The organism is Pseudarthrobacter sp. YAF2, from assembly GCF_052113345.1.
GTDB lineage: Bacteria > Actinomycetota > Actinomycetes > Actinomycetales > Micrococcaceae > Arthrobacter.
The window spans coordinates 77,308-98,338 of record NZ_JBFRDA010000011.1; the positions used below are offsets into that span (position 1 = coordinate 77,308).

Here is a 21,031-nt window from a genome sequence, read left to right on the forward strand (position 1 = left end):
CCCCTACGACGCTTCCGGGTGAAGAATGGTTCACAGTCCTGCCGAATGCACGGAACGGAGAATGCCCCCGGTCCTCAAGAGTGGCCGGACATCGACCAGGAGGAGCTGGAACGCTCCTATTGAACCGTTTCCGGCCAGCCGGCGTCGTAACAGCAGGAAGCGGAGTGTTTCGGCGACGGGCCGGTGACGGGAGGAGTGGGATGCCGCTCGATGACAGAGTGGTGGAGGCGATCTACCGCGAGCACGGCAGCGCCCTGCGCCGTTTCGTGCTCAGCGCAACCCGGGATCCGCAGATCGCGGAGGACGTGGTCCAGGAAACCGTGCTCCGTGTCTGGCAGCACGCCCCGGACATCAACGGAAGTTTCCGCAGTTACCTGTACCGCACAGCCAGGAACGTCATGATCGACAACTATCGCAGGAGCCGGCGCCGGCCGGCCGAGGCCCTGGGAAGTGGCCTCGCAGATCCCGTCGAGGTGGTGGGACGCGTCGACGAAATGCTTAACCGGGTTTTGATGGAGGAAGCGCTGTTGCGGCTGAGCAAGGAACACCGCGAGGTCCTGGTGGCACTGCACTACCGCCGCTTTACAGTCAACGAGGCAGCAGTCCAGCTCAATATTCCCAGCGGCACGGTCAAGTCCCGCGCCTACTACGGGCTCCGGGCACTGCGCACCATCCTGGACGAGATGGGGGTGGAACGGTGAGCACCAACCAGCACCACCTGCTCGGCGCCTACGTCCTGGGCGGCCTGGATCCCCAGGACCTCGCCCTCTTCGAATCCCATCTCCAGGAGTGCGCTGCCTGCCGCAAGGAACTGGCCGCGCTGGAAAAGGTACCCATGCTCCTGGACGCCCTTCCCGTCCCGGACGCCCTGGCGCTCACCGCCGCACCCGGCGGCAGCGAAGATGCCGGGAGCAACGTTCCCGTCCGCCTTTTCGACGAACTGTCCCGCCGGCGTCGGACCGTGCGACGGCGGTGGGTAGCTTTGGCGGGCGCGGTTGCGGCCGCGTGCCTGGCAGTGGGCCTGGCGGTGGGGCCGCTGCTGGTCAGGCCGCCGCAGCCGGATGCCACCTACTCTGTGGCCTCCGGGAACGGGCTGCAGGTCCACATCGACATGGCACGCAAAGCCTGGGGCACCGAACTCGCGGTGAGCGGCAGCAGCCTGCCCTCGGACGGGACACTCTCACTGTGGGTCCGCGACCGTGCCGGCGGGGAGGACCGTGCCTGCGCCTGGTCGGCCACCCCCACCGGGAAAGTCAAGGTCACCGGGGCAACACCCATCCAGCTGGCAAGCATTTCCAGTGTGGAACTGCGCGACGGCGCCCAGCACGCGGTGGCGGTGATTACGGTTCCGTAGGACCTGCCGGCTTGGTATGCAGTGCCCGGAATTCGGCCACCAGGGCCTGGTCCTCGCAGGCGCGGGCGAAAGCTTCGATCCGCCGTTCGATCTCGTACCCCAGCAGCCGGCTGCCGATCCGCTCCATCGCGGCCCGGAGCACGGCCGGCCGGCACGAAAACGTGTACTTCCAGACTGCCCTTGTGCCGTCGTCGTCCGCGGTGAAGCGCCAGCCACCGCCGAAATTCGCGAAGAACCACGGGCCGGACACCATGGTCATGCCGACGCTGCGCGGTGGCGCGTAAGAGACGTACTGGCTGACCATGTTCAGGCCCAGCCGCGACCTGGTGCGGGTGCGGACGCCCTTCCCCGCAGCCTGGGCGCCGTCGAGGAATCCCTGCGCGGAGATGAAGGGGTCCCATTTGAGCCGGAAGGTGCCGGTGGTCTGGGAGAAGGCGAAGGCAGTCTCCGGATCGATGCGGATAAAGCGCTCGGCGCGTACCTGGGGCATCCCTCAACCCTAACCAGCCGTACGGCCGGTTACTTGCTCATTTTGGCCAGCCGGGCGCGCATCACCATGTACGCGCCGTAGCAAATCAAGCCTGCTCCCACCGCTGCAAGGAGATAGGGCCCGAGGGGTTGGTCGCGGAGGGCGCGCAGGCCGCCGTCCAGGCCGGTGGAGTCCTCCGGGTGCTGCTTCACCGTGGCCACGACGATCAGCAGGCCGGCGAGCAGCAGTACCGTTCCCTTCGCGAGGTAGCCGGTCACACCCAGTGCGGTGACCGCCGTCCTCGCCGGGCCGGGAGAGGGCATCCGCAACTGCTTCTGGAAGGACTTCTTGGGACCCCTGACGCCGTACGCCACGCCCGCGACAGCCACCGCCAGGCCGATCACCACCAGCAGCGCCACACCGCCGGGCGCCAACATCATGGAAACGGTGAAGTCACTGGTGGCCTTGCGGTTGTCGCCGCCGGTGCCGGTGCCCGTGACGAAGTGCCACAGCGTCAGGGCAAGCACGGCGTAGACGACGGCTTGCAGGGCGGCCTTGGCCTTGTTCTTGGCTTTTTTCTTGGTGGGCTGATGGTTGAAATCGAAGATTGCATCGCTTGTCTGCCACAGCGACAAGGCGGCGCAAGCGGCGAAGCTGCCCCACAGCAGGAAAGGGCCAACAGGCATTGTGGCCAGTTCGGCCACCGCGCCGCTGAAATCGGCGCTGCCGGCGCCCCCCACGGCGAGCCGGATGGCGATCGCACCTACCAGCAGGTGCAGGATGCCGCTGACCGCAAAACCCAGCCGGGCAAGAATCTCCAGGACACGCGAATTCGTGACGTCTTCGGCCTTGTCAACGGCCTGCTGCAATTCTTTTTTGATCGTCGTTCCTTTGGACAAGCGCAGTAGAGCGCTGGTGTGCGTGCCCTTCTTATATGGCAATCGTGCCACGAGGGCCCGGTCCGGAACAGCCGGCCCGCAGCGGCCGGCGCGGGCTGCCTGCCGCCAAGCGGTGGCCGGTGCAGGTGCTGCCGCCGGTGCGGGCCCCGGGTTCGGGATAGGGCGATGGGGAGGGATCCCCATCGCCGGGTCCGGCCCCCTGTGCAACCATAAGGACCAACGATCCACACGCACCGCATACTTTTCCGGGGGAAACCATGACTCTTTACGGCGCTGACGTCAGCCAGTTGCGGGCTCTGGCCAAGGCAGCGGACCAGGCGGCGTCCCTCTTGAGCAGCCGGGCCGGTACCCTGCACAGCCAGATCCAGTCCGCTCCGTGGAAGGGGCGGGACGGTGAACTTTTCCGCCAGGAGTGGAGTGGAAGCCACCGGCCCAGCCTGGACAAGGTGGTTGCGAGCCTGCGGGAGAACTCCAAGATCCTGATGCGGCAGGCCGACGAGCAGGAGAAGGCCTCCACCGCCGGTTCGGGTGGATCCGGGACCAGTACCTGGGACCGGCTCACCTCGCTGGCCGCGCAGGCCCGGGAGTGGCTGAAAGAGAAGGCGGAGGCGGCCAGGGCGGCAGCCGAACACCGTAAGGAACTTGAAGCCGGGCTCGAACGCCTGGTCAATGCCAGCCCGGAAGAGCAGGCCAAGTGGTGGGACAGCCTGTCAGCGGCGGACCGCAAATACCTGATTGAGGGCGAAGGCAGCGATGGGCCCTTCGCCGAGGACCTGATGCGCATGGACGGCGGCATTCCCGCCGCCGCACAGCAACTGGCCAAGCAGCACCTGCAGGAGCTTGCCAAGGCGGACATCCCGATCTATTCGGAGACGGGCAAGGCCTCCATCGAGGCCAGGGTGGCCTGGGTCCACGGCGGCGCTGAAGTGGGCACGGAAGTGGTGGAGAACGCCGACGGCTCCGCCACCATGAAGGTGTACGGAAACATGGGCCTGGGCGTCAACGACACCACCGGCACGGCGGGCGCCACCCTGACCGGGGAAGTCTCCCGTGAATACACGTTCGCCAGCGTGGAGGAGGCCATGGCGGCCCGTGAGCAGATGTACAAGGACCTGCCCCCGGACAGCATCGGCGACATCAAGGACGTGGCAGGCAACCCGCCCGGCTACATCCTGGACACCATCAACGACGCCGCCCACGACAACGGCTCCACCGGCCAGACGGACAAGGCCAAGGGAACCTTCTCACTGGAAGCCTCGGGCGAATCCGGCACGGCGTCCGGCTCGGCCAAGCTCGACCTTGCGTACGAGCGCAACCTGACGGACGGGACGTCAACGGCCAGCGGCGAGGTCTCGGCGCAGGGCAAGCTCAACCTGGACGGCCGTGTCTTCGAGGCCTCCGGCAAAGGCGGCCTGCAGGTCAACATGGACAAGGGCAACAACATCGATTCGGTGTCCGTGTCCATGGACGGGACCGTGGCCCAGGGCGTCACCGAAGGCGTGGATGGGAAGGCCGCCAAGTTCGACACCACCGTGACCGCGGGTACCCAGGGCACGGTCAAGATCAACGTGGATTACTCCCCGGAAAACCGGCCCGTCATCGACAGCTACCTGCGCAACGTTGCCCTCGGCAATGAGGCCGGCGCCGCCCGGGACGCCGCCAGGCTGTACGAGGCCGGCTCCGCCACCGTCCAGGTGAACTCGGTGGTCACCGCCACCAACGAGGCCGGGTTCGACGTGAAGCTGGGTGAGGTGGAAGTGAAGACCGAGAACCAGGCCACCACCAACGTATCCACGTACTATAAAGTCCCCAACGACACCAAGCTCGAGAGGCTCTGAAACCATGTCAGTGCACATCGAATCCCCGCTGGGCTTCACCGCAGACTTCCCCGAGCACACCCAGGTCCTGGACGACTCCACCGCCGGCCCCAACAGCGAGCAGTACGGACTGCTGGGTGGCATCGTGGTCACCGTGATCAAGGACGACACTTCCGTGCAGGATGCGCCGCAGGCCAACGGCTGGGCACACCTGATGTCGGATTTCTACCGCGAGGAGCGCGGCGGCACCCTGCTGGCCGAAGGCGAGCTGAACCTGCCCGGTAAGTCCGCGTACGGCGTGGTGGTGGGTTATGACGACGCCGGCGGGTCGGCGAAGGTAGCAGCCACGGTTGGCGTGTGGGAACACGGCCGGTTCATCGGCGTCGTGGTGATCTGGCCGTACCTGAACCCCGAGGCCGAGCCCAGGCTGGACATGCTCAAGGAGATCGTGGCCGCCATCAACGTCGGATAGCGCCCACGCCGCACCAGTCGGTCACGCCTGCTGTTCAGCAGGTCAGCAGGTCAGCAGGTCAGCGTCTGCCGGTCAGCGTCGGCGGTAGCAGAGGTCGAAGATCAGCCGGCCGGCTTCGTGGGCCTTCGCCTCGAAGCTGGTCCGGATCCTGCCTTCGAACCGGGGCGCCCAGCCGCCGGTTTCGTCCACGCCTTCGTTGGGACCGGTGTGCCCGGTGCTCACGGGTGCCCGTCCCTCCCGGACCGGTGCACCGCCCACCAGCGATTCGACGCCGGACTGCCACACCTGGGTCAGCGGGCTTTCGGGTCCGCGGCGCTCGCCGGTGTGCAGGTTTTCGAAGTCTGCTGAGCCCGCCATGACGTCCCGGACGTGGATGGCGTAGTTGGACCAGTCGGTGGCGATCCGGAACAGGCCGCCCGGTTTCAACGCCTTTGCGGCGAGGCCGGCGAACTCGGGCTGGATGAGGCGGCGCTTGTGGTGCCGCGACTTGTGCCACGGATCCGGGAAGAAGACCCACAGTTCGCTGACGGAGCCGGCGGGAAGCATGGTGGCCAGTACCTCCGGGGCGTTGGCCTCCACCACGCGGACGTTGGTCAGGCCCCGGCTGTTGATCTTGATGATGGTGTTGGCGAGCCCGGGCGTGTAGACCTCCACGGCCAGGAAGTTAGTGCCCGGGTTCTGCTCTGCCGCGTGGCAGATGGCATCGCCCAGGCCGGACCCGATCTCGACGACCAGCGGAGCGTCGCGGCCAAATTCGGCTGCCGCGTCGAAGGTGTAGTCGGGGTGGACCGAGGTGTTGGCCACGTGCCGGGGAACATCCACAGCCCACCGCTCCGCATGCTCGGCCCAGGCGGCCTGCCGCCGGCCCTGCAGCCGGGTGCCGCGGCGCACGAAGCTGACCGGACGGCCGCCGTAGGTACCGAAGGAGGCTTGGGTTCCGGGCGTGACGGGCCTGGGGACATGCGGCTGCTGGGGGTTTTCAGGGGATTCGCTCATCCCTTCCAGAATAGCGCCGCGCAGAGAACACCGGTCAGCCCATCATCCGAACAGCCCGATCGCATCGAGCGCCGGACCCAGGGCCAGGGCGAACATCAAGCCGGCGATGCACAGGGCGACTGCCGCCGTGGTCCGGTCTTTTGACGGCTGTGGCGCGCTCTTCAGCACGGGAAGTGCCAGTCGGAGCGCAAGCGAGGCGAAGAGCAAGGGGAGGCTGAAAAACACCAGCGGGGTCACCCAAGGCCTCGGTGAGGGGCCTTCATCCGGGTAAGTCAGCAACATGGCGAACATGGCGACCGGTCCCGTAAGGAACATGCTTGCAGGAGCAAGGAGCGCCAGGACCAGGCTGTTTGCTCCTCTATTGCCGTGCCCGGGGCGGCGTTGGACGGGACCAACGGGAGCGCCCCCCTGTCCGTCCGGCGGGCTGACCCCGGCGGGCAGCGCGCCCTTCCGGGGCGCAGGCCAGGATTCCCGAGATGATGCATTTTCCATCGTGCTCCCATTGGTCTGTACGGCCATCGGGCGGCCGCGGTGCTCCCACACTACGGAGGCAGTTGCGGTGCCGGAAGACGTGTCACCCCGTATGTGGATAACTCGCGCGGGAGCGCCGTCCTGCAAGAATGGGCGGATGACGGACGCAACGAATGCCGGGGCAAGGAAGCAACGGCGAAGGGCTGTCTCCGAAGATGCCCGGGGGCGGTCCAGGACGGGCAGCAGCCTGGTGGACCTGAGCACCCTGGTGGACGCCGAGATTGACGAGCTCCCCGCGCCCGGACCCACCCGCGTGGGCGGCCGGCGCGCCCTGGCCTACCTGGGTGTGTGCCTGGTGCTGATCGGCTTGAACCTGCGCAGCGTCTTTTCCAGCCTGTCCGCTGTCCTGCCGGAGGTGACCGCCCAGGCCGCCCTGCCCGGCTGGTCCGTGGTGGTGCTGACCACGGTTCCCGTGACCTTGCTGGGTGTCTTTGCCCCGCTTGCCCCGGTTCTCGCCCGCCGGTTCGGTGCCGAACGGGTACTGCTGGGGGCCATGGCCTTGCTGACCGCGGGACTGCTGCTGCGGCCTGTGGATGCCGGGGCAACCTTGGGGGGTGCCGGCCACCTGCCTGCCCTGCTGGCCGGCACGGCCGCCTGCGGCGCGGCGATCGCCCTGTGCAACGTCCTTCTGCCCGGCCTGGTGAAGCGGGACTTCCCGCACCGACTCGGACTCATGGGCGGCCTGTACACCACCGCCATCTGCGCGTCCGCCGCACTCGGGGCCGGGTTTACCTACCCGGTCTACACGGCGACGGGGGAGTGGACCAAGGCGCTGTGGGTCTGGGCGGTGCCCGCCGCCGTCGTGCTCCTCCTGTTCCTGCCAGTTGCCGTGCGGCAGGGAACGGTCCGGCACCAAACGGTCAGGGACGGGGTCAACGTGTGGAGGTCGCCGGTGGCCTGGCAGGTGACCATCTTCATGGTGCTGCAGGCCATGATGTCCTTCAGCGGTTTCGCCTGGCTTTCGCCCATCCTCCGCGAAAGGGGCGTGGACGGTGCCACGGCAGGGTTGATCGTGGCCGTGTGCATCGTGCTGCAGATGCTTGGCTCCTTGTTTGCCCCCGCCCTGGCCGCGAAGTTCCGCGACCAGCGGGCCATCAACACTATGGTCGCGCTGATGACCGGCGGCGGCTTCGTGCTGAGCATCCTGGGCCCGCTGGACCTGATCTGGGTATGGGCAGGGCTGCTGGGCCTGGGGCAGGGAAGCCTCACCGCCTGCGCGCTGACCCTGATCATGCTCCGCACCCGCGATGGGCACACCGCAGCGCACCTTTCAGGCATGATGCAGGGCGTTGGCTACGGGGTTGGCTCGACCGGAACGCTTCTGGTGGGGCAACTGCACCAGGCAACAGGGTCCTTTATTCCCGCCGGCATCCTGTTCACTGTGGTCGGCCTCCTCGCGGCCGTCTTCGGCTACCGCTCCGGCCGGAACCGGTACGTGGGCGAGGAACCGTAATGCAAGACCCCACACTTCCAGCTGTCCACCACGCCACCGGGATCTTCCGGCCGCCGTATTTCTGGGTGACGGTGGGTACCTGCGCCCTGGTGTTCCTGGCCGCGTTCGAATCCCTTGCCGTGACCACCATCATGCCGCTGGTCAGCCGGGAACTGAACGGCGGCAGCCTCTACGCGCTGGCCTTCGCGGGGCCGCTGGCCACCGGTGTCATCGGCATGGTGGGGGCCGGCAACTGGTCAGACCGGCGCGGGCCTGCCCTGCCGCTGTATGCCTCCGTAGCGTTGTTCGTGGCCGGCCTGCTGGTCGCCGGCACCTCGGTTTCCATGCCCATGCTGGTCACCGGCCGCCTGGTCCAGGGCTTTGGCGGGGGCGCCCTCACCGTGGCCCTCTACGTCCTGGTGGCAAGGTTCTATCCGGGCACCCTGCATCCCAGGATCTTCGCCGCGTTTTCCGCCGCCTGGGTGGTGCCCTCACTGGTGGGGCCCTTCGCGGCCGGTGTGGTGGCTCAGGTCTTCAGCTGGCACTGGGTGTTCCTGGGCGTCGTGGGGTTGGTGATTCCGGCGCTCGCGATGATCGTGCCGGTCCTGCGCGGACTGGACGCACCCGGGTCAACCGATGGGCCGGAAGAGACGGTCCCGCCGTGGGCTCCGGGCCGGCTCGGGTGGGCGGCGCTGGCCGCTCTGGCCGTACTGGGGCTCAACCTCTCCGCCGACGTCAGCATCCCCGCCTTCCCGCCGGCCAATGCACTCCTGGCCGTTGCCGCCGTCGTCCTCGCCCTGGCAGCGGTCCGCCCACTGGTGCCTGCCGGGACCCTTCGGGCACGGCGCGGCCTGCCCAGCGTGATCCTGGCCCGCGGCCTCGCCTCGGCGTCCTTCTTCGGGGCCGAGGTCTACCTTCCCTACCTGCTGATCGACCAGTACGGCTTCCCGCCCACCTTGGCGGGCGTTACCCTCACCGGCGGCGCACTGGCCTGGGCCGGTGCCGCCGCGGTCCAGGGCCGGATGGGCCCACGGCTGCCGCACCGGAGAGCTGTGCGGGTGGGCTCGCTGATGGTGCTCGTTGCCATCCTCCTGGCGCTGGCCACCGCGGGGCTGCACTTGCCGGCCGCCGTCGCCATCGCCGGTTGGGTGCTGGCCGGCGGCGGAATGGGCCTGCTTTACCCCCGGTTGAGCGTGATGACGCTGGCACTGTCCAGCAAGGAAAACGAGGGCTTCAACAGCTCCGCGATGTCCATCGCGGACTCCCTCGGCGGGGCGCTTTCGCTGGCCGCCACCGGGATTGTCTTCGCAGCATTTACGACGACGGTCCAGTCCTTTGCGGGCGTCTTCGCCTTCACTGCGGCCCTCGGGATGGCCGCAGTGCTGGTGGCGCCGCGGGTCACCGGCAGGAAGGGCCAGGACAGCTAAGCCAGACGCGTGGCGCGCAGGACGACGTCGGCAATGGTCGCCTCCTGCCCATCGGGCCCGGTGGCCAGGCGCTCCCGGTTGGTCAGGACCTCCAGCTGCCATCCGGGGCCGTCGAGCGCAAGTTCACGGACCAGTTGGTCTCCGGTGTAGAACATGTCCAGGTGCTGGTGGTGGTCGTTGCCCCAGGGCGGCAGCCGGTCCGGGTGGTGCCCCACCAGCAGCAGGGTTCCGCCCGGCTTGACGGCTGAGGCGGCGGTGCGCAGCGGGACCCGCCAGTCGAGCTCCTGGGAATGCAGGAACTGCGAGGTCACCAGGTCGTAGGGACCCTCGGGCTGCCACTGCGTCAGGTCCGCCTGCTGCCAGGTGATCCGGCTGCGGATGTCCCCGTTGGATGCGTTCACGCTTTCGCGTGCCAGTTCGGCCAGTTCGTGGGAGTGGGCCCGTTCCAGGGCAACGGCGGAAACGTCGACGGCGGTCACGGACCAGCCTTGCCGGGCGAGCCAGATGGCGTCGGCGCCTTCGCCGCACCCCAGCTCCAGTGCCTTGCCGGGGCGCAGGCCGCCGGCCTCACGGACCAGCTGCGGGTTCGGCTTCCCGCTCCAGAGCCGGGCTTTGGTCCGGTAGCGTTCGTCCCAAACCGTTCCGGGGTCGACGCCGCCGCCAGCCGCTTCCGGCGCCCCGCCGGCGTCGTGCGCGTGGTGCTGGTGCGCTTCATGCTGGTGCGTGTCCTGGCCCTGCCCCGGGTGTTCGCTCATGCTCCAACACTGCCCCGCCATGCCGCCGATGGCAACGCCGCGGACGGGTACCGGCCGGCGGGATGCTAGACTGGAGGAACTTGATGTGCAGTGATGCCGCCTGCTCCTAATCTGGAGATCCTTTCCGGGGAGTGGGCTTTCTTCATGTGAGAGGCACATCCTGCGTCGATGAACGCGTTCCATTTGGTCCCGGCCGGCTGTCCCTATTTACAGCGCCCGGTTGATCACCTGACTTTTCTTCGGCGAAACCCCTGGTCCAACCGGCATCGGGGGCCGATATCCGCCCGGATACCGCCAGAAAGACCGTAAAAAACTACATGACTACTTTTGCTGCCCTCGGTACTCCCAAGGCCCTTGCAGACACACTCACTGCGCAGGGAATCGTTGAACCGTTCCCCATCCAGGTGAAGACCCTCCCGGATACCCTGTCCGGCCGTGACGTCCTTGGCCGCGGCCGGACCGGTTCCGGTAAAACCATTGCTTTCGCTATCCCGCTTGTAGCAAGACTCGCTGAGCGGGAAGCCAAGCACTTCCGCAAGCCCGGCCGCCCCATGGGCCTGGTCCTGGCACCTACCCGTGAACTGGCAACCCAGATCAACGCCACCATCGAGCCGCTGGCCAAGGCCGCCGGCCTGAACACCACCGTGATCTACGGCGGCATCTCCCAGGCCCGGCAGGAGAAGGCGCTGCGTGCCGGCGTCGACATCGTCATCGCCTGCCCCGGCCGCCTGGAGGACCTGATCCGCCAGCGCATCCTCACCCTCGAGGGCGTGGAGATCACCGTCCTGGACGAGGCAGACCACATGGCCGACCTCGGCTTCCTGCCCGTGGTGAAGAAGCTCATGGACATGACCCCCAGCCAGGGCCAGCGCCTGCTCTTCTCCGCCACCCTGGATAACGGCGTGGACAAGATCGTCCAGCGCTACCTGTCCAACCCGCTGACCCACTCCGTGGACGACCCCCAGGCGGCGGTGACCACCATGGAGCACCACGTGCTGGTGGTCAACGACCAGACCGTCAAGAAGCAGCTGATCGTGGAGCTCGCCTCCGGCGCCGGCCGCCGCGTCCTCTTCATGCGGACCAAGCACCACGCCCGCAAGCTGGCCAAGACCCTCACCGACGCCGGGATCCCTGCCGTGGACCTGCACGGCAACCTCTCGCAGAACGCCCGTGACCGCAACCTCGCCGAGTTCTCCAACGGCGATGTCCGCGTCCTGGTGGCCACCGACGTCGCCGCCCGCGGTGTGCACGTTGACGACGTCGAACTGGTTATCCACGTGGATCCGCCCACCGAGCACAAGGCCTACCTGCACCGTTCCGGCCGCACCGCGCGTGCCGGCTCCGACGGCACCGTGGTCACGCTGACCCTGCCGGAGCAGCAGTCCGACGTGAAGAAGCTCATGAAGGCCGCCGGCGTGGACGTCAACTTCGAACGCGTCACGGCCAGCTCGCCGATCGTGGCCGAGCTCGTCGGCGACATCGCCGAGAAGGTCGACCCCCGTACCCGCGCCGCACTGCTGGCAGCCAAGGGACCCAAGCAGGGCGCCGGCACCTCCGCCGGTGCCAATGCCGAGCGCAAGCGTGCACGCCGCCAGGCTGCTCCGAGTGCCGGGGGCCGTGGCGGGCGTGGCGGACGCGGCAAGGTTTCGGCCGAGCCAGCCCGCAGCGATGCCCCCCGTGCAGAGCGCCGCGCAGCAGCCTTCGAAGGCCGCACTGAAGCCCGCGCCGCCTTTGACCGCAACGCCGAGCAGAATGAGGACCGCGCTGTTGCAGCTGCGGCGGCCCGCCGCAACGCCCGTGGCCGCGGCACCGCCTCGACCCACCGCAACGACGTCCCCGCGGCAGGTGGCCGCTCATCGGCCGGCCGCGGTTCAGACGGCCGTGCAGCAGAAGGCCGGGGCGATGCCAGGATCACCCGCAGCGACGCCCCCCGCGGTGGCTCCGGCCGCCCGGCCTCAGGCGGACGCCCGGCGTCCGGCGGTGGCCAGCGCAGCGGACGCCCGGCAACAGGCCAGCGTGCAGCAGCAGGTGCGTCCGGCCAGCGCTCCTCAGGTGCCGGCGGCAACAAGGCCGTCTGGTCCTCCAACACTGGTGGAACGTCCGGCGGCTCCTTCGGTGCCGGCAGTGGTGGCAACGGCGGCTCCGGCCGTCCCGCCCGCAGCGGCCCCCGCCGCGCTTCGGCACCGGCGTCGAACGAGCGCCGCGGCCGCTAATCCCCACCGGCTCCCTACATCGAGTGCTCCGTACCTGTCGTTTAGACGCGTCATAACGACAGGTACGGAGCACTCGATGCGTTTAACGGCTACCAGCCGCGGGCGCGCCACTCTTCGAGGTGCGGCCGTTCGGCACCCAGCGTGGTGGGCTTGCCATGCCCGGGATGGACGACGGCGGTGTCCGGGTAGGCGTCGAACAACCGCTCCGTAACATCGGAGAGGAGCTGGGCGAACCGTTCCGGATCCTTCTGCGTGTTGCCCACCCCGCCCGGGAACAGCGAGTCACCGGAGAAGATGTGCGCCGGCCCTTCCGGGTCCTGGTACACAAACGCGATCGAGCCGGGCGTGTGGCCCCGCAGGTGCACTGCGGTCACGTCGAAGCCGTCGAAATTCCCGGCGTCACCATGGCTGAGCCGCACGTCCACGGGAACCGGCAACGCATCGGCGTCGTCCGCTCCCGCCGCTGTCCGGGCCCCGGTGGCGTCAACCAGCTCCTTCAGCGCCCGCACGTGGTCCCAATGCTGGTGCGTGGTGGCGATCAGGGCCAGCCGCGGCTCGGCAGCGGTGTCCCCGGCGCCGTCCGCAAGCAGCTGTTGGATGGCCGGAAAATCATCCGCGGCGTCAATCAGCAACTGCGCGCCGCTGTCCTTCGCGGTCAACAGGTACACGTTGTTATCCATCCCGCTGACGGAGATGCTGCGGATGGTGATGGCCGGCAGGTCGTAGAGAAGTGAGTCCATGCGCTTCAGTCTAGGGACCGGCTACAGGTCCAGCGGCAAGGTACTGGAGTAGACCTGCTTGGACGGCGGTCCGGCCAGTACCTCGTGCAGCGCGCTTTTGCCCTCCGGCGTTTTCCGCCACGAGGCGTAGTCGTCATGGTCCTGCGTGGTTGCCCAGGTTTCCACCACCAGGATGTGGCAGGGATCCGCGTCGTCCACCAGCGCTTCGATGCCCTGGTTGCCCGGCCAGGCACGGGTGGCAGCAAGCGTCTCGGACAGGTACTTGGCGGCGTCCTCCCGGTGGGCGGGATCGAACCGGACTTCGAAGTGGACGATGGCAGGCATGGGGCTCCTTGAAATTGCTGTCAAATGCACGGTTTGGTTGGAAACAGCATCCCTTATTCGCGGCCTTCGGACACCCAGGCGGGGTTTGCCGAGCGGGATCCGACGACGGCGTCCGAGGCCGCACCGAGGACCTCCAAGTGCGCCGGGGTGAGGTCCAGGGCCAGGGCGCCAAGGTTCTCGTCGACGCGCGCGGCCTTGCGGGTGCCGGGGATGGGGACGACGGGCAGGCCGAGCCGCTTGCCCTGGGCGAAGAGCCATGCCAGGGCAACCTGGGCCGGCGTCGCGGCGAGCTCCGCTGCGACGGACCGGACGGCGTCCACCACCGCCTGGTTGGCGCTCGCAGCGTCGGGGGCAAAGCGGGGAATGTTCCGCCTGAAGTCCTTCTCGCCCAGGCTTGATGTGTCCACGGTGCCGGTGAGGAAGCCGCGGCCCAGCGGGGAGTAGGGGACGAAGCCAACACCAAGCTCTGCTGCGGCGGGAGCCACGTTGCGCTCCACATCCCGGCTCCAGATGGACCACTCGCTCTGGACCGCGGAGATTGGGTGCACCGCTGCGGCGTCACGGAGTTCCTGTGCTGTCACCTCGGACAGGCCCAGGTGCTTGACCTTGCCCTGCTTCACCAGCTCCGCCATGGCGCCCACGGTTTCCTCGATGGGGACCCGGACATCGCGGCGGTGCATGTAGTAGAGATCGATCACGTCGGTGCCCAGCCGCTGCAGGCTGCGGTCCACCGCCTGGCGCACGTAGGCCGCATCGCCCCGGATGTCCGTGTAGCCGTCCGCGGGGTTGCCCACCAGCGCAAACTTGGTGGCCAACTGGATCTCGTCCCGGCGCTCCTTGAGCAGCTGGGAAATCAGTTCCTCGTTGCTGCCTCCGCCGTAAATGTCCGCGGTGTCGATGAAGCTGACGCCGGCATCGACGGCATGGTGCAGGGTCCGGAGCGCCTCGGCGGGATCAACGTCGCCGTAGACCGGGGTGAGGGCCATGCCGCCGAAGCCCAGGGGGCTGACGGCCAGGCCGTCGCCGAGCTGGACAGTGGCGGCGGGCCTGGTGTTGCCGTGGTCAGTGCGGGTGTTTGCCATGGGTGCTCCTGTTCGGTCCTGCAGTGTGGAGAGGTTCGTTTACAGCCAGGGGATGATCCGGTCTGCCTCCGACCGTCCGGCCTGGATCAGGCGCGCATTTGCTTCATCGGGACCGGTGGCCCAGGCCGCGGCGGCTGCACGGTCCATGCCGAATGACACGTGCCGGTCCACCAGCCGCTGCAGGCGGAGGGCGGGCGGAGTTTCGAGGAACCACACCTCGTCCAGCTGCGCCCGCACTTCCTTCCACGGTTCCTGTTCCGCCAGCAGGTAATTGCCCTCCGTGATGACCAGCGGGACATCCGCGGGCACCGCGATCGAGGCGGCCACCGGCTCGTCCAGGGTGCGGCGGAATTCCGGTGCGTACACCACGGCTTCGTCCCGGCGCGCCAGGCGGCGGAGCAGCGAAAGGTAGCCGCCGCCGTCGAACGTATCAATGGCGCCTTTACGCTCCCGCGGCGGCGTCCCCTCGATGATCGCGTTGCCCAGGTGGAAGCCGTCCATCGGGACCACCACGGCCGTCCCCGGGCTGAACTGCTCCCGCAGCCACACGGCGAAGGTGGACTTTCCGGATCCCGGCGCGCCGGCGATGCCCAGGATGGTGCGCGTCCCGGGGGCAAGCCTGCGTCGGAGCGCCTCGAGGGCCTGGGTGATCTCGGGGGAGTCCATGGCAAAAGCCTACGGCTATCGGCCGCGGACCGGCCGCCGAATCTCCCCACTTTTCGGCCCAACAGGACGGCGTACGACGGCGGGTTGCCGGGACACGCCGTCGGCTGCCCTCAAAGGTGGAGAAAGTCAGCGGCGGACAGCGCCGGCCGGCTTGCCTGCGGCCGCATGGTCCTTCCCGGCGGGCAGCGCTTTCAGGCCTGCGGCGCAGCCCACGATGCCGGCAATGAACAACAGCTTCAGGACGCTGAAAGGTTCCACGCCGGTGGCCATCGCCCAGCCGACCGTCAACGAAGCACCGATGCCCACCCAGATCGCGTACGCGGTGCCCAGCGGAATGCTTCGGATGGCCATGCCCAGGCCCAGCATGCTCAGGGCTGCCGTGACGGCGAAAACAACGGTGGGGAGCGGCTTGCTGAAGCCATCGGACAGGCCCAGAGCGGTGGCCCAGACCGCTTCCAGGACCGCGGAGGCAAGGAGCACCAACCAGGGAACTGAACGTTTCACCGTTACGCCACCACCTTCAGGCCAACCACGCACGCGGCGATGCCGGACAGCAGCATCAGCCGGGCCGCCGTCGGACGTTCAACCTTGGTGGCCATGGCGTAGGCGGAGGTCAGGACGACGCCAACCCCCACCCATACGGCGTAGGCGGTTCCGGTGGGGATGGACTGCATCGCGATGGCCAGGCCGCCGGTGCTCGCCGCGACGGCCACCAGGAACAAGGCCGCGGGGGCGAGGCGGCGGCGGCCGGAAACCTGGGCGGACCGGTGCAAGGCGGCTGCCCAGACGGCCTCCAGCGCGCCGGAGAGAAGAAGGATTATCCACGACATGACCAGATCCTTTGGCCAGTCTTGTCGCGTGCCGGGTACTGAACCGTCGTCCGGAGGCTCAGGTGCGGAGCCTTGGATTCCAGCCTAGCAACGCCCGACGGCGGGCGGCCACCGATGGTGCCGAACCTCACCAAGGGCCCATTACCCGGTGGGCTCCAGCGGGTCGATCGACACCACTGCCAGGAAGCCGCGGCCCAGGATCTCCGGGCTGTTAGCGTCCGCGCCGGCCACGGCGTCGTAGCGGCCCAGTTCCACCGGCTCACAGTCCGACTGGTCGCTGCCGCCTTCACTAACCATGGCCTGCCCCTGCAGCAGTACCGCCAGCTGGCCTTCGAAGACCGGGTGGGCGCGCTTTTTGGACAGCTCGATGATGGAGGTGTATCCCTTGTACGCCGCGGCGCGGGTGATGACATTCAGGTCCCGGATGTCTCCGGTGGGGAGCGTCCCCGTTGTGGCCGCGCCGCCGTCGAACCTGAAAGGCCGGTATTTCTCCACGGGTTGCTCTGCGCCGTCCACGGTGAGGAGCAACAGGTCCCCCTCGATGACCGTCAGGACCCGTTCCATGCCGGGGAACTCGGAAAAGTCACCTGCCTTGGTGACGTCCGCGATGCTCACGCGCCAATCCCAGCCGCCCACGGCCGAGCCCTGGCGGGCGATTTCCCTGGTCACCCCGCCGCCGTTGCGCCACGGTTCGGCCTTGAGCTCTGCGAAGCGGATGATCTGCATCAGCCCAGCCTAGTTCCCCGCCCCGGCCCCGGCGTGGTCCGGCGTCGCAGGTTGCGCCCCGTCCCTGCTAATCTCCTGCGGGGGGTCAACACGAAAACAGCCTGAAGGAGCCGGGAATGTTCGTCAAAGTGTGTGGTCTCAGTACGCCCGAATCGATCCGCGAGGCGGTGGACGCGGGGGCCGACGCCGTAGGGTTCGTCCTGACTGCCAGCCCCCGGGTGGTCTCACCCTCCCAGGCCGCCTCCCTGTTGTCGGAGGTTCCCGCCGGTGTGCGCCCGATTGGAGTGTTCCGCGACGAACCCGTGGTCGACGCCGTCGCAATCGCCCGGGCGGCCGGCCTTGAGTGGATCCAGCTGCACGGGCACCGGTCGCGGGCGGACGTGGCAACGGTGCACAACGCCGGCATGAAGCTGGTCCGGGCCATCACCATGGGCGCGGGCGAGGATGAGTTCGAAGACTGGGGTGAGGACCTGCTCCTGATTGATGCGGCGGTGCCGGGCTCCGGCGAGTCCTGGGACTACGCCTCGGTGGCGGCGCTGCCGGTGCTGCAGGGACGGGACTGGCTGCTTGCCGGTGGGCTGGACGCGGCTAACGTTGGCCGGGCATCCGCCGCTGCCCAGGCCTGGGGCGTGGACGTCTCCTCGGGTGTCGAGGCCTCCCGCGGCGTGAAGGACCTGGCAAAGATCCGCGCCTTCGTGCAGGCCGCCAAGGCAACCGCAGCGGTGTAGGCGCCGGGCTCAGGGCAAAATCAGGCTCAGGGCAAGATCAGGGGAGTCCCCTACCTTCTTACTGGAAGTGCGGGGGCAGAATGGGTTCATGAAGACACTTCTGAACATCATCTGGCTTGTTTTCGGCGGCTTCTGGCTTGCCCTTGGCTATTTTCTTGCGGGCGTGGTCTGCTGCCTGCTGATCGTCACCATCCCCTGGGGCATCGCCTCCTTCCGGATCGCTGCCTACACGCTGTGGCCCTTTGGCCGGATGGTGGTTGACCGGCCCGGCGGCAACGGTGTCTTCTCGCTGCTGGGCAACGTGATCTGGTTGCTCGTGGCCGGCATCTGGATTGCCATTGGCCACGTGCTGACGGCGTTCGCCATGGCGGTAACCATTGTCGGCATCCCGCTGGCGATCGCCAACCTCAAGCTGATCCCGGTGTCCCTGATGCCGCTGGGCAAGCAGATCGTGCCCACCAGCAGGCCCTTTGCCAGCAACTACCGCTAAGGGTCAGCTCGAGGGCTGCAGCGGCCGGAAGGCCCCGTCCCGCAGGAGGGCCACGGACCCGCTGTCGTCCAGTTCGGCCGCGATGTCCACGTCCTCCGCGTAGCCGGCACCGGTCAACTCGCGGCCGCTGGAACACCGCAACAGCACCTCGCGCAGGCGCGGCTCGGCGGCTTCGAACACGGCCATGGCCGCCACGGCCTCCGGCGCGTAGCCGTGCCTGCCGTCGCCGGCTTCATAACCGCCCTTTCCGGCGGCCGCCAGCCCTGCGATGAAAGCCCCGGCGCCGATCTGGTCTTCCACGGCGGCCCGGAGGGTGCCGTCCTGCCAGCGTTCACCGGCCGCAACCACCGCCACCACGGCGTCGCCAGGAAGGTTGGCGGCAACCCAGTCCGCCGTCGCCGCGGCGTTCCGGAGGCACACCGCGGCCACCAACGGAACGTCGCCTGCCAGCCCATGGCACAGTTCAGAGCCGTTGGGGGAGGGCAGGACGATCCGTTCCAGGGATTCGGCGCTGCGGAGGCTCGCGGGGGAGAGGCTCAGCCCGCCGCCGTCGCGGGGGCCCGCCAGCTGGGCGTGGTGGTGGGCGGCGAAGTCTTCGGCCCTGGTGTCCCGCCACGGGAAGGGGAAGACCTCCGCGTTCCGGTCCAGTGCCACGCTGACGCAGGTGCTGAAGGACAGGACGTCCACCACCACCGCGATATCCGCTCCGGGGGCCACGGTCCTGGCACCGTTCAGTCCCCAGTCGAACCGCACCTCGAAAGGGAGCTGCCGGTGTGCGGCGTTTGCGGAGTGCGTGTGCCGCGGCGTGGAACGGGGAGCGTTCATGCCAGTTCCCCTTTCAGGTTGCGGTGCGCAGCGTCCCGCCACAGTTCCCTGGCGCGTTGGTGGTGGAAGAGCGGGTCCAGTTCCAGCAGTTGGCGTACGACGGCGGCCCGGCCGGCAGCGAAGTCGGCGTCGCCGATGTGCGCGTAGTCTTTCCGGACGGCCGCAGCATAACGGGCGTACTCCTCCGGTTCCCCGCCGAGGATGGACAGGTCCGCGTCGCAGAGGAGGGCGCCGTCGTCGTCACCCGGTTCGGGCTGGTGGTCGGATGTCAGCAGGACCAGCCGGGCCACCTCTGCCACGTCTGCCTCCGGCAAGCCTGCCGCGGTGAGCCGGTCCTCGGCCAGCCGGGCGGATTCTTCTTCATCCTGGCCTGCCGTGCCCCGGTACACGGCGTCGTGGAACCAGGCCGCCAGCAGCACGGTCCGCGGAGCCTCAGCCGGTTCGGTGAGCAGGTCCAGCGCCTCCAGGACGGAAAGCAGGTGGGTGCAGCCGTGGTAGTGGCGGTGGGGTTCGCTCCAGCGGTCCAGCAGGTCCAGGAAGAGGGCGTCGTGGCCGGGCATGATGGCTTCCCAGCGGTTCAGCAGCGGAATTTTTAGCGACTTGTTTCGCCGGCGTGCAGGTATCCGCAGTCCGCTGGCGATCAGCTTGCGGACCAGGAGCCGGGCTTCCACCGAAACCGCCCCGGCCTCCACCAGCTCACCGAACCGGCGCTCCGGCACGTCGTAGTGGTCGCCGTCGAACGCCCGCTCGGGGATTCCCGCGGCAGCAGCGAAAGCGTGCAGCTCATCAAGGGAAGTATCGGACACCAGGTGCGAGAAGTGCGTTCCGTGTGCAGGCCACAATGGCGGGTCGATGTAGATGGCCATGGAAGGAGTCTAGTGCTGCCGATCGCCGGGCACCGTGGTATGGCGAGCCAGAAGCAAATCCTCATTTGCGTTGTGATAACGCTCTTGGAACTGCATTTGCGGATTAGTATTGCCGCATGGCCCTAATCCGCGTTTCCGAAGCCGCCCGCTTCCTGGGCGTAAGCGACGATACCGTTCGCCGCTGGACGGACCACGGAACACTCACGCCGTTCCGGGACGACGCAGGCCGGCTCGCCGTCGACGGCCTGGAACTTGCCACGCACGCACGGAAGCTGGCCCAGCTCCCGGATGATCCGCAACGCGGCGGCAGCTCGGCCCGCAACCGGTTCGTCGGCCTCGTCACCAACGTCATCGCCGACAAAGTGATGGCCCAGGTGGAACTGCAGTGCGGGCCCTTCCGGGTGGTATCCCTCATGAGCAGCGAGGCGGTACGCGACCTGGGGTTGGAGCCAGGTGTCGTCGCCACTGCGGTGGTCAAGGCAACCACGGTCATCATCGAATCCCCGAAAGGCAGGGCCACCGCATGAGCCGGCAGCCCGTGCGCTCCCCGGCGTCCACCGTTCGAGCCGCAGTCCTGCCACTGGCGGTGCTGCTGCTGGCCGTCCTGTCCGGCTGCGCAGCGGCAGGGGGCCCGGCTGCGGGGACAAGTGCCGGCCCTGACGCCGGCTCCAAGGCCAAGCCGGCAGGCACCATCACGGTCTTCGCGGCAGCCTCGCTCAAGGCCACCTTCGCTGAACTGGCACGCACCTTCGAAACGGAAAACCCGGGAACCACGGTCACGTTGAGCTTCGCGGGTTCCTCGGACCTTGCCAGCCAGATCAGCCAGGGCGCGCCTGCGGACGTTTTTGCCTCGGCGGATACGGCCAACATGAAGAAACTGCAGGACGCCGGCCTCGCTGACGGCGCACCCCGGAACTTCGCCACCAACACCCTGGCCATTGCCGTTCCGCCGGGCAATCCGGCCGGTATTTCGGCGCTGAAGGACCTGGCGCGGCCGGGCGTCAAGCTGGTCGTTTGCGCCAAACAGGTCCCCTGTGGGGCAGCTGCGGCGAAGGTGGCAGGCGCGGCCGGGATTGCGCTGGCGCCCGTCAGCGAGGAAAACGCTGTCACTGATGTGTTGGGCAAGGTCACATCGGGGGAGGCCGACGCCGGCCTGGTGTACGGCACGGACGTCAAGGCAGCCGGCGCCAAGGTGGACGGGATTGAATTTCCGGAGTCGCAGGGCGCGGTCAATACCTACCCCATCGCGGGCGTGGCCAGTGGGCGGAACAAGGCGACAGCCCAGGCCTTCATCGGCCTGGTGACCGGCGCGGAGGGGCAAAAGATCCTCGCCGCGGCTGGCTTCGGACCCGGTGGGCAGTAATGCCGGGAACCGCTGAGCCAGTGAAG

At 68.2% G+C, this 21,031-nt stretch carries 25 protein-coding genes and 1 riboswitch; of the genes, 11 read left to right on the forward strand and 14 right to left on the reverse strand.

Annotation, left to right across the window (positions count from 1 at the left end):
• Positions 1-200 precede the first annotated feature (200 nt).
• Both AB4Y79_RS12980 and AB4Y79_RS12985 read left to right on the forward strand, forming a co-directional pair.
• Entirely contained in the window at positions 201-701 is a 501-nt protein-coding gene (locus AB4Y79_RS12980; protein ID WP_441862371.1) for a sigma-70 family RNA polymerase sigma factor, read from the forward strand.
• Positions 698-1,354 carry an anti-sigma factor family protein gene (locus AB4Y79_RS12985; protein ID WP_441862374.1) on the forward strand — a complete coding sequence of 219 codons (657 nt, stop codon included), beginning with the start codon at positions 698-700 and terminating at the stop codon, positions 1,352-1,354. The genes AB4Y79_RS12980 and AB4Y79_RS12985 overlap by 4 nt, the downstream gene beginning before the upstream one ends.
• Here AB4Y79_RS12985 and AB4Y79_RS12990 read toward each other — a convergent pair.
• Together AB4Y79_RS12990 and AB4Y79_RS12995 are read right to left on the reverse strand one after the other, a co-directional pair.
• Positions 1,341-1,844, reverse strand: coding sequence for an SRPBCC family protein (locus AB4Y79_RS12990; protein ID WP_441862376.1), 504 nt, complete (start codon positions 1,842-1,844; stop codon positions 1,341-1,343). The two genes, AB4Y79_RS12985 and AB4Y79_RS12990, sit on opposite strands and share 14 nt — an antisense overlap.
• A 29-nt stretch (positions 1,845-1,873) precedes the next feature.
• Positions 1,874-2,692: a DUF1206 domain-containing protein gene (locus AB4Y79_RS12995; RefSeq protein WP_441862379.1), complete on the reverse strand. Its 819-nt coding sequence runs from the start codon at positions 2,690-2,692 to the stop codon at positions 1,874-1,876.
• 287 nt (positions 2,693-2,979) lie between these two features.
• On the opposite strand from AB4Y79_RS12995, the gene AB4Y79_RS13000 reads away from it, so the two are divergent.
• Both AB4Y79_RS13000 and AB4Y79_RS13005 read left to right on the forward strand, forming a co-directional pair.
• Positions 2,980-4,560: a hypothetical protein gene (locus tag AB4Y79_RS13000; protein WP_441862382.1), complete on the forward strand. Its 1,581-nt coding sequence runs from the start codon at positions 2,980-2,982 to the stop codon at positions 4,558-4,560.
• 4 nt (positions 4,561-4,564) lie between these two features.
• Positions 4,565-5,011 carry a hypothetical protein gene (locus tag AB4Y79_RS13005; protein ID WP_441862384.1) on the forward strand — a complete coding sequence of 149 codons (447 nt, stop codon included), beginning with the start codon at positions 4,565-4,567 and terminating at the stop codon, positions 5,009-5,011.
• A 72-nt stretch (positions 5,012-5,083) separates the two neighbouring features.
• Here AB4Y79_RS13005 and trmB read toward each other — a convergent pair whose 3' ends face one another.
• Complete coding sequence (gene trmB, locus AB4Y79_RS13010) at positions 5,084-6,007, reverse strand: tRNA (guanosine(46)-N7)-methyltransferase TrmB (RefSeq protein ID WP_441862387.1); 924 nt, start codon at positions 6,005-6,007, stop codon at positions 5,084-5,086.
• Between the two features lie 42 nt (positions 6,008-6,049).
• On the reverse strand, positions 6,050-6,322 hold the full coding sequence (locus AB4Y79_RS13015) for a hypothetical protein (RefSeq protein ID WP_441862390.1): 273 nt from the start codon (positions 6,320-6,322) through the stop codon (positions 6,050-6,052).
• Between the two features lie 313 nt (positions 6,323-6,635).
• Here AB4Y79_RS13015 and AB4Y79_RS13020 point away from each other — a divergent pair, with 313 nt between their 5' ends.
• Together AB4Y79_RS13020 and AB4Y79_RS13025 are read left to right on the forward strand one after the other, a co-directional pair.
• Positions 6,636-7,991: an MFS transporter gene (locus AB4Y79_RS13020; RefSeq protein WP_441862393.1), complete on the forward strand. Its 1,356-nt coding sequence runs from the start codon at positions 6,636-6,638 to the stop codon at positions 7,989-7,991.
• Positions 7,991-9,397, forward strand: coding sequence for an MFS transporter (locus AB4Y79_RS13025; protein ID WP_441862396.1), 1,407 nt, complete (start codon positions 7,991-7,993; stop codon positions 9,395-9,397). The genes AB4Y79_RS13020 and AB4Y79_RS13025 overlap by 1 nt, the downstream gene beginning before the upstream one ends.
• On the opposite strand, the gene AB4Y79_RS13030 is transcribed toward AB4Y79_RS13025, so the two are convergent.
• The gene (locus tag AB4Y79_RS13030) at positions 9,394-10,152 is read right to left on the reverse strand and encodes an SAM-dependent methyltransferase (RefSeq protein WP_441862399.1); all 759 of its coding nucleotides are present in this window, start codon (positions 10,150-10,152) and stop codon (positions 9,394-9,396) included. The two genes, AB4Y79_RS13025 and AB4Y79_RS13030, sit on opposite strands and share 4 nt — an antisense overlap.
• Positions 10,153-10,469: 317 nt before the next feature.
• Between AB4Y79_RS13030 and AB4Y79_RS13035 the strand changes: the two genes are divergently transcribed.
• Positions 10,470-12,365 (forward strand): DEAD/DEAH box helicase, encoded by a 1,896-nt coding sequence (locus AB4Y79_RS13035; RefSeq protein ID WP_441862401.1) that lies wholly within the window; start codon positions 10,470-10,472, stop codon positions 12,363-12,365.
• 89 nt (positions 12,366-12,454) lie between these two features.
• On the opposite strand, the gene AB4Y79_RS13040 is transcribed toward AB4Y79_RS13035, so the two are convergent.
• The 7 genes from AB4Y79_RS13040 to AB4Y79_RS13070 form a co-directional block, all read right to left on the reverse strand.
• Positions 12,455-13,105 carry an MBL fold metallo-hydrolase gene (locus tag AB4Y79_RS13040; protein ID WP_441862403.1) on the reverse strand — a complete coding sequence of 217 codons (651 nt, stop codon included), beginning with the start codon at positions 13,103-13,105 and terminating at the stop codon, positions 12,455-12,457.
• Positions 13,106-13,126: 21 nt separating this feature from the next.
• The gene (locus AB4Y79_RS13045; protein WP_441862405.1) at positions 13,127-13,429 is read right to left on the reverse strand and encodes a putative quinol monooxygenase; all 303 of its coding nucleotides are present in this window, start codon (positions 13,427-13,429) and stop codon (positions 13,127-13,129) included.
• Positions 13,430-13,482: 53 nt separating this feature from the next.
• Positions 13,483-14,511: an aldo/keto reductase gene (locus AB4Y79_RS13050; protein ID WP_441862407.1), complete on the reverse strand. Its 1,029-nt coding sequence runs from the start codon at positions 14,509-14,511 to the stop codon at positions 13,483-13,485.
• Between the two features lie 39 nt (positions 14,512-14,550).
• Positions 14,551-15,177 carry a nucleoside/nucleotide kinase family protein gene (locus tag AB4Y79_RS13055; protein ID WP_441862409.1) on the reverse strand — a complete coding sequence of 209 codons (627 nt, stop codon included), beginning with the start codon at positions 15,175-15,177 and terminating at the stop codon, positions 14,551-14,553.
• Between the two features lie 126 nt (positions 15,178-15,303).
• Positions 15,304-15,681 carry a DMT family transporter gene (locus tag AB4Y79_RS13060; RefSeq protein ID WP_441862411.1) on the reverse strand — a complete coding sequence of 126 codons (378 nt, stop codon included), beginning with the start codon at positions 15,679-15,681 and terminating at the stop codon, positions 15,304-15,306.
• A gap of 2 nt (positions 15,682-15,683) precedes the next feature.
• Positions 15,684-16,007: a DMT family transporter gene (locus AB4Y79_RS13065; protein WP_441862413.1), complete on the reverse strand. Its 324-nt coding sequence runs from the start codon at positions 16,005-16,007 to the stop codon at positions 15,684-15,686.
• 10 nt (positions 16,008-16,017) lie between these two features.
• Positions 16,018-16,083, reverse strand: a riboswitch (guanidine-III (ykkC-III) riboswitch).
• A gap of 65 nt (positions 16,084-16,148) precedes the next feature.
• The gene (locus AB4Y79_RS13070) at positions 16,149-16,733 is read right to left on the reverse strand and encodes a HutD/Ves family protein (RefSeq protein ID WP_441862415.1); all 585 of its coding nucleotides are present in this window, start codon (positions 16,731-16,733) and stop codon (positions 16,149-16,151) included.
• Between the two features lie 116 nt (positions 16,734-16,849).
• On the opposite strand from AB4Y79_RS13070, the gene AB4Y79_RS13075 reads away from it, so the two are divergent.
• Complete coding sequence (locus AB4Y79_RS13075; protein ID WP_441862417.1) at positions 16,850-17,461, forward strand: phosphoribosylanthranilate isomerase; 612 nt, start codon at positions 16,850-16,852, stop codon at positions 17,459-17,461.
• 88 nt (positions 17,462-17,549) lie between these two features.
• Positions 17,550-17,951, forward strand: a complete 402-nt coding sequence (locus AB4Y79_RS13080) for a YccF domain-containing protein (protein WP_308929629.1) — start codon at positions 17,550-17,552, stop codon at positions 17,949-17,951.
• A 3-nt stretch (positions 17,952-17,954) separates the two neighbouring features.
• On the opposite strand, the gene AB4Y79_RS13085 is transcribed toward AB4Y79_RS13080, so the two are convergent.
• Both AB4Y79_RS13085 and AB4Y79_RS13090 read right to left on the reverse strand, forming a co-directional pair.
• Entirely contained in the window at positions 17,955-18,776 is an 822-nt protein-coding gene (locus AB4Y79_RS13085) for a 2-phosphosulfolactate phosphatase (RefSeq protein ID WP_441862421.1), read from the reverse strand.
• On the reverse strand, positions 18,773-19,642 hold the full coding sequence (locus AB4Y79_RS13090) for a DUF4031 domain-containing protein (protein ID WP_441862424.1): 870 nt from the start codon (positions 19,640-19,642) through the stop codon (positions 18,773-18,775). The genes AB4Y79_RS13085 and AB4Y79_RS13090 overlap by 4 nt, the downstream gene beginning before the upstream one ends.
• Before the next feature lie 116 nt (positions 19,643-19,758).
• Here AB4Y79_RS13090 and AB4Y79_RS13095 point away from each other — a divergent pair, with 116 nt between their 5' ends.
• Together AB4Y79_RS13095 and modA are read left to right on the forward strand one after the other, a co-directional pair.
• Positions 19,759-20,169, forward strand: coding sequence for a TOBE domain-containing protein (locus tag AB4Y79_RS13095; protein ID WP_441862426.1), 411 nt, complete (start codon positions 19,759-19,761; stop codon positions 20,167-20,169).
• A complete protein-coding gene (gene modA, locus AB4Y79_RS13100; RefSeq protein ID WP_441862429.1) occupies positions 20,166-21,005 on the forward strand; it encodes a molybdate ABC transporter substrate-binding protein in 840 nt (279 codons plus the stop codon). Before AB4Y79_RS13095 ends, modA begins: the two co-directional genes overlap by 4 nt.
• Positions 21,006-21,031: the final 26 nt, after the last annotated feature.

Excerpts from the sequence above, each read along its gene's own strand:
- AB4Y79_RS12980 (WP_441862371.1), top strand. The coding sequence starts at position 201 with ATGCCGCTCGATGACAGAGTGGTGGAGGCGATCTACCGCGAGCACGGC.
- AB4Y79_RS13075 (WP_441862417.1), top strand. The coding sequence starts at position 16,850 with ATGTTCGTCAAAGTGTGTGGTCTCAGTACGCCCGAATCGATCCGCGAG.
- AB4Y79_RS13050 (WP_441862407.1), bottom strand. The coding sequence starts at position 14,511 with ATGGCAAACACCCGCACTGACCACGGCAACACCAGGCCCGCCGCCACT.
- AB4Y79_RS13000 (WP_441862382.1), top strand. The coding sequence starts at position 2,980 with ATGACTCTTTACGGCGCTGACGTCAGCCAGTTGCGGGCTCTGGCCAAG.
- AB4Y79_RS13030 (WP_441862399.1), bottom strand. The coding sequence starts at position 10,152 with ATGAGCGAACACCCGGGGCAGGGCCAGGACACGCACCAGCATGAAGCG.
- AB4Y79_RS12990 (WP_441862376.1), bottom strand. The coding sequence starts at position 1,844 with ATGCCCCAGGTACGCGCCGAGCGCTTTATCCGCATCGATCCGGAGACT.
- AB4Y79_RS13090 (WP_441862424.1), bottom strand. The coding sequence starts at position 19,642 with ATGGCCATCTACATCGACCCGCCATTGTGGCCTGCACACGGAACGCAC.
- AB4Y79_RS13005 (WP_441862384.1), top strand. The coding sequence starts at position 4,565 with ATGTCAGTGCACATCGAATCCCCGCTGGGCTTCACCGCAGACTTCCCC.
- AB4Y79_RS13095 (WP_441862426.1), top strand. The coding sequence starts at position 19,759 with ATGGCCCTAATCCGCGTTTCCGAAGCCGCCCGCTTCCTGGGCGTAAGC.
- AB4Y79_RS13015 (WP_441862390.1), bottom strand. The coding sequence starts at position 6,322 with ATGTTCCTTACGGGACCGGTCGCCATGTTCGCCATGTTGCTGACTTAC.
- AB4Y79_RS13065 (WP_441862413.1), bottom strand. The coding sequence starts at position 16,007 with ATGTCGTGGATAATCCTTCTTCTCTCCGGCGCGCTGGAGGCCGTCTGG.
- AB4Y79_RS13045 (WP_441862405.1), bottom strand. The coding sequence starts at position 13,429 with ATGCCTGCCATCGTCCACTTCGAAGTCCGGTTCGATCCCGCCCACCGG.
- AB4Y79_RS13085 (WP_441862421.1), bottom strand. The coding sequence starts at position 18,776 with ATGAACGCTCCCCGTTCCACGCCGCGGCACACGCACTCCGCAAACGCC.
- AB4Y79_RS13020 (WP_441862393.1), top strand. The coding sequence starts at position 6,636 with ATGACGGACGCAACGAATGCCGGGGCAAGGAAGCAACGGCGAAGGGCT.
- AB4Y79_RS13055 (WP_441862409.1), bottom strand. The coding sequence starts at position 15,177 with ATGGACTCCCCCGAGATCACCCAGGCCCTCGAGGCGCTCCGACGCAGG.
- AB4Y79_RS13035 (WP_441862401.1), top strand. The coding sequence starts at position 10,470 with ATGACTACTTTTGCTGCCCTCGGTACTCCCAAGGCCCTTGCAGACACA.
- modA (WP_441862429.1), top strand. The coding sequence starts at position 20,166 with ATGAGCCGGCAGCCCGTGCGCTCCCCGGCGTCCACCGTTCGAGCCGCA.
- trmB (WP_441862387.1), bottom strand. The coding sequence starts at position 6,007 with ATGAGCGAATCCCCTGAAAACCCCCAGCAGCCGCATGTCCCCAGGCCC.
- AB4Y79_RS13040 (WP_441862403.1), bottom strand. The coding sequence starts at position 13,105 with ATGGACTCACTTCTCTACGACCTGCCGGCCATCACCATCCGCAGCATC.
- AB4Y79_RS13080 (WP_308929629.1), top strand. The coding sequence starts at position 17,550 with ATGAAGACACTTCTGAACATCATCTGGCTTGTTTTCGGCGGCTTCTGG.
- AB4Y79_RS13025 (WP_441862396.1), top strand. The coding sequence starts at position 7,991 with ATGCAAGACCCCACACTTCCAGCTGTCCACCACGCCACCGGGATCTTC.
- AB4Y79_RS13070 (WP_441862415.1), bottom strand. The coding sequence starts at position 16,733 with ATGCAGATCATCCGCTTCGCAGAGCTCAAGGCCGAACCGTGGCGCAAC.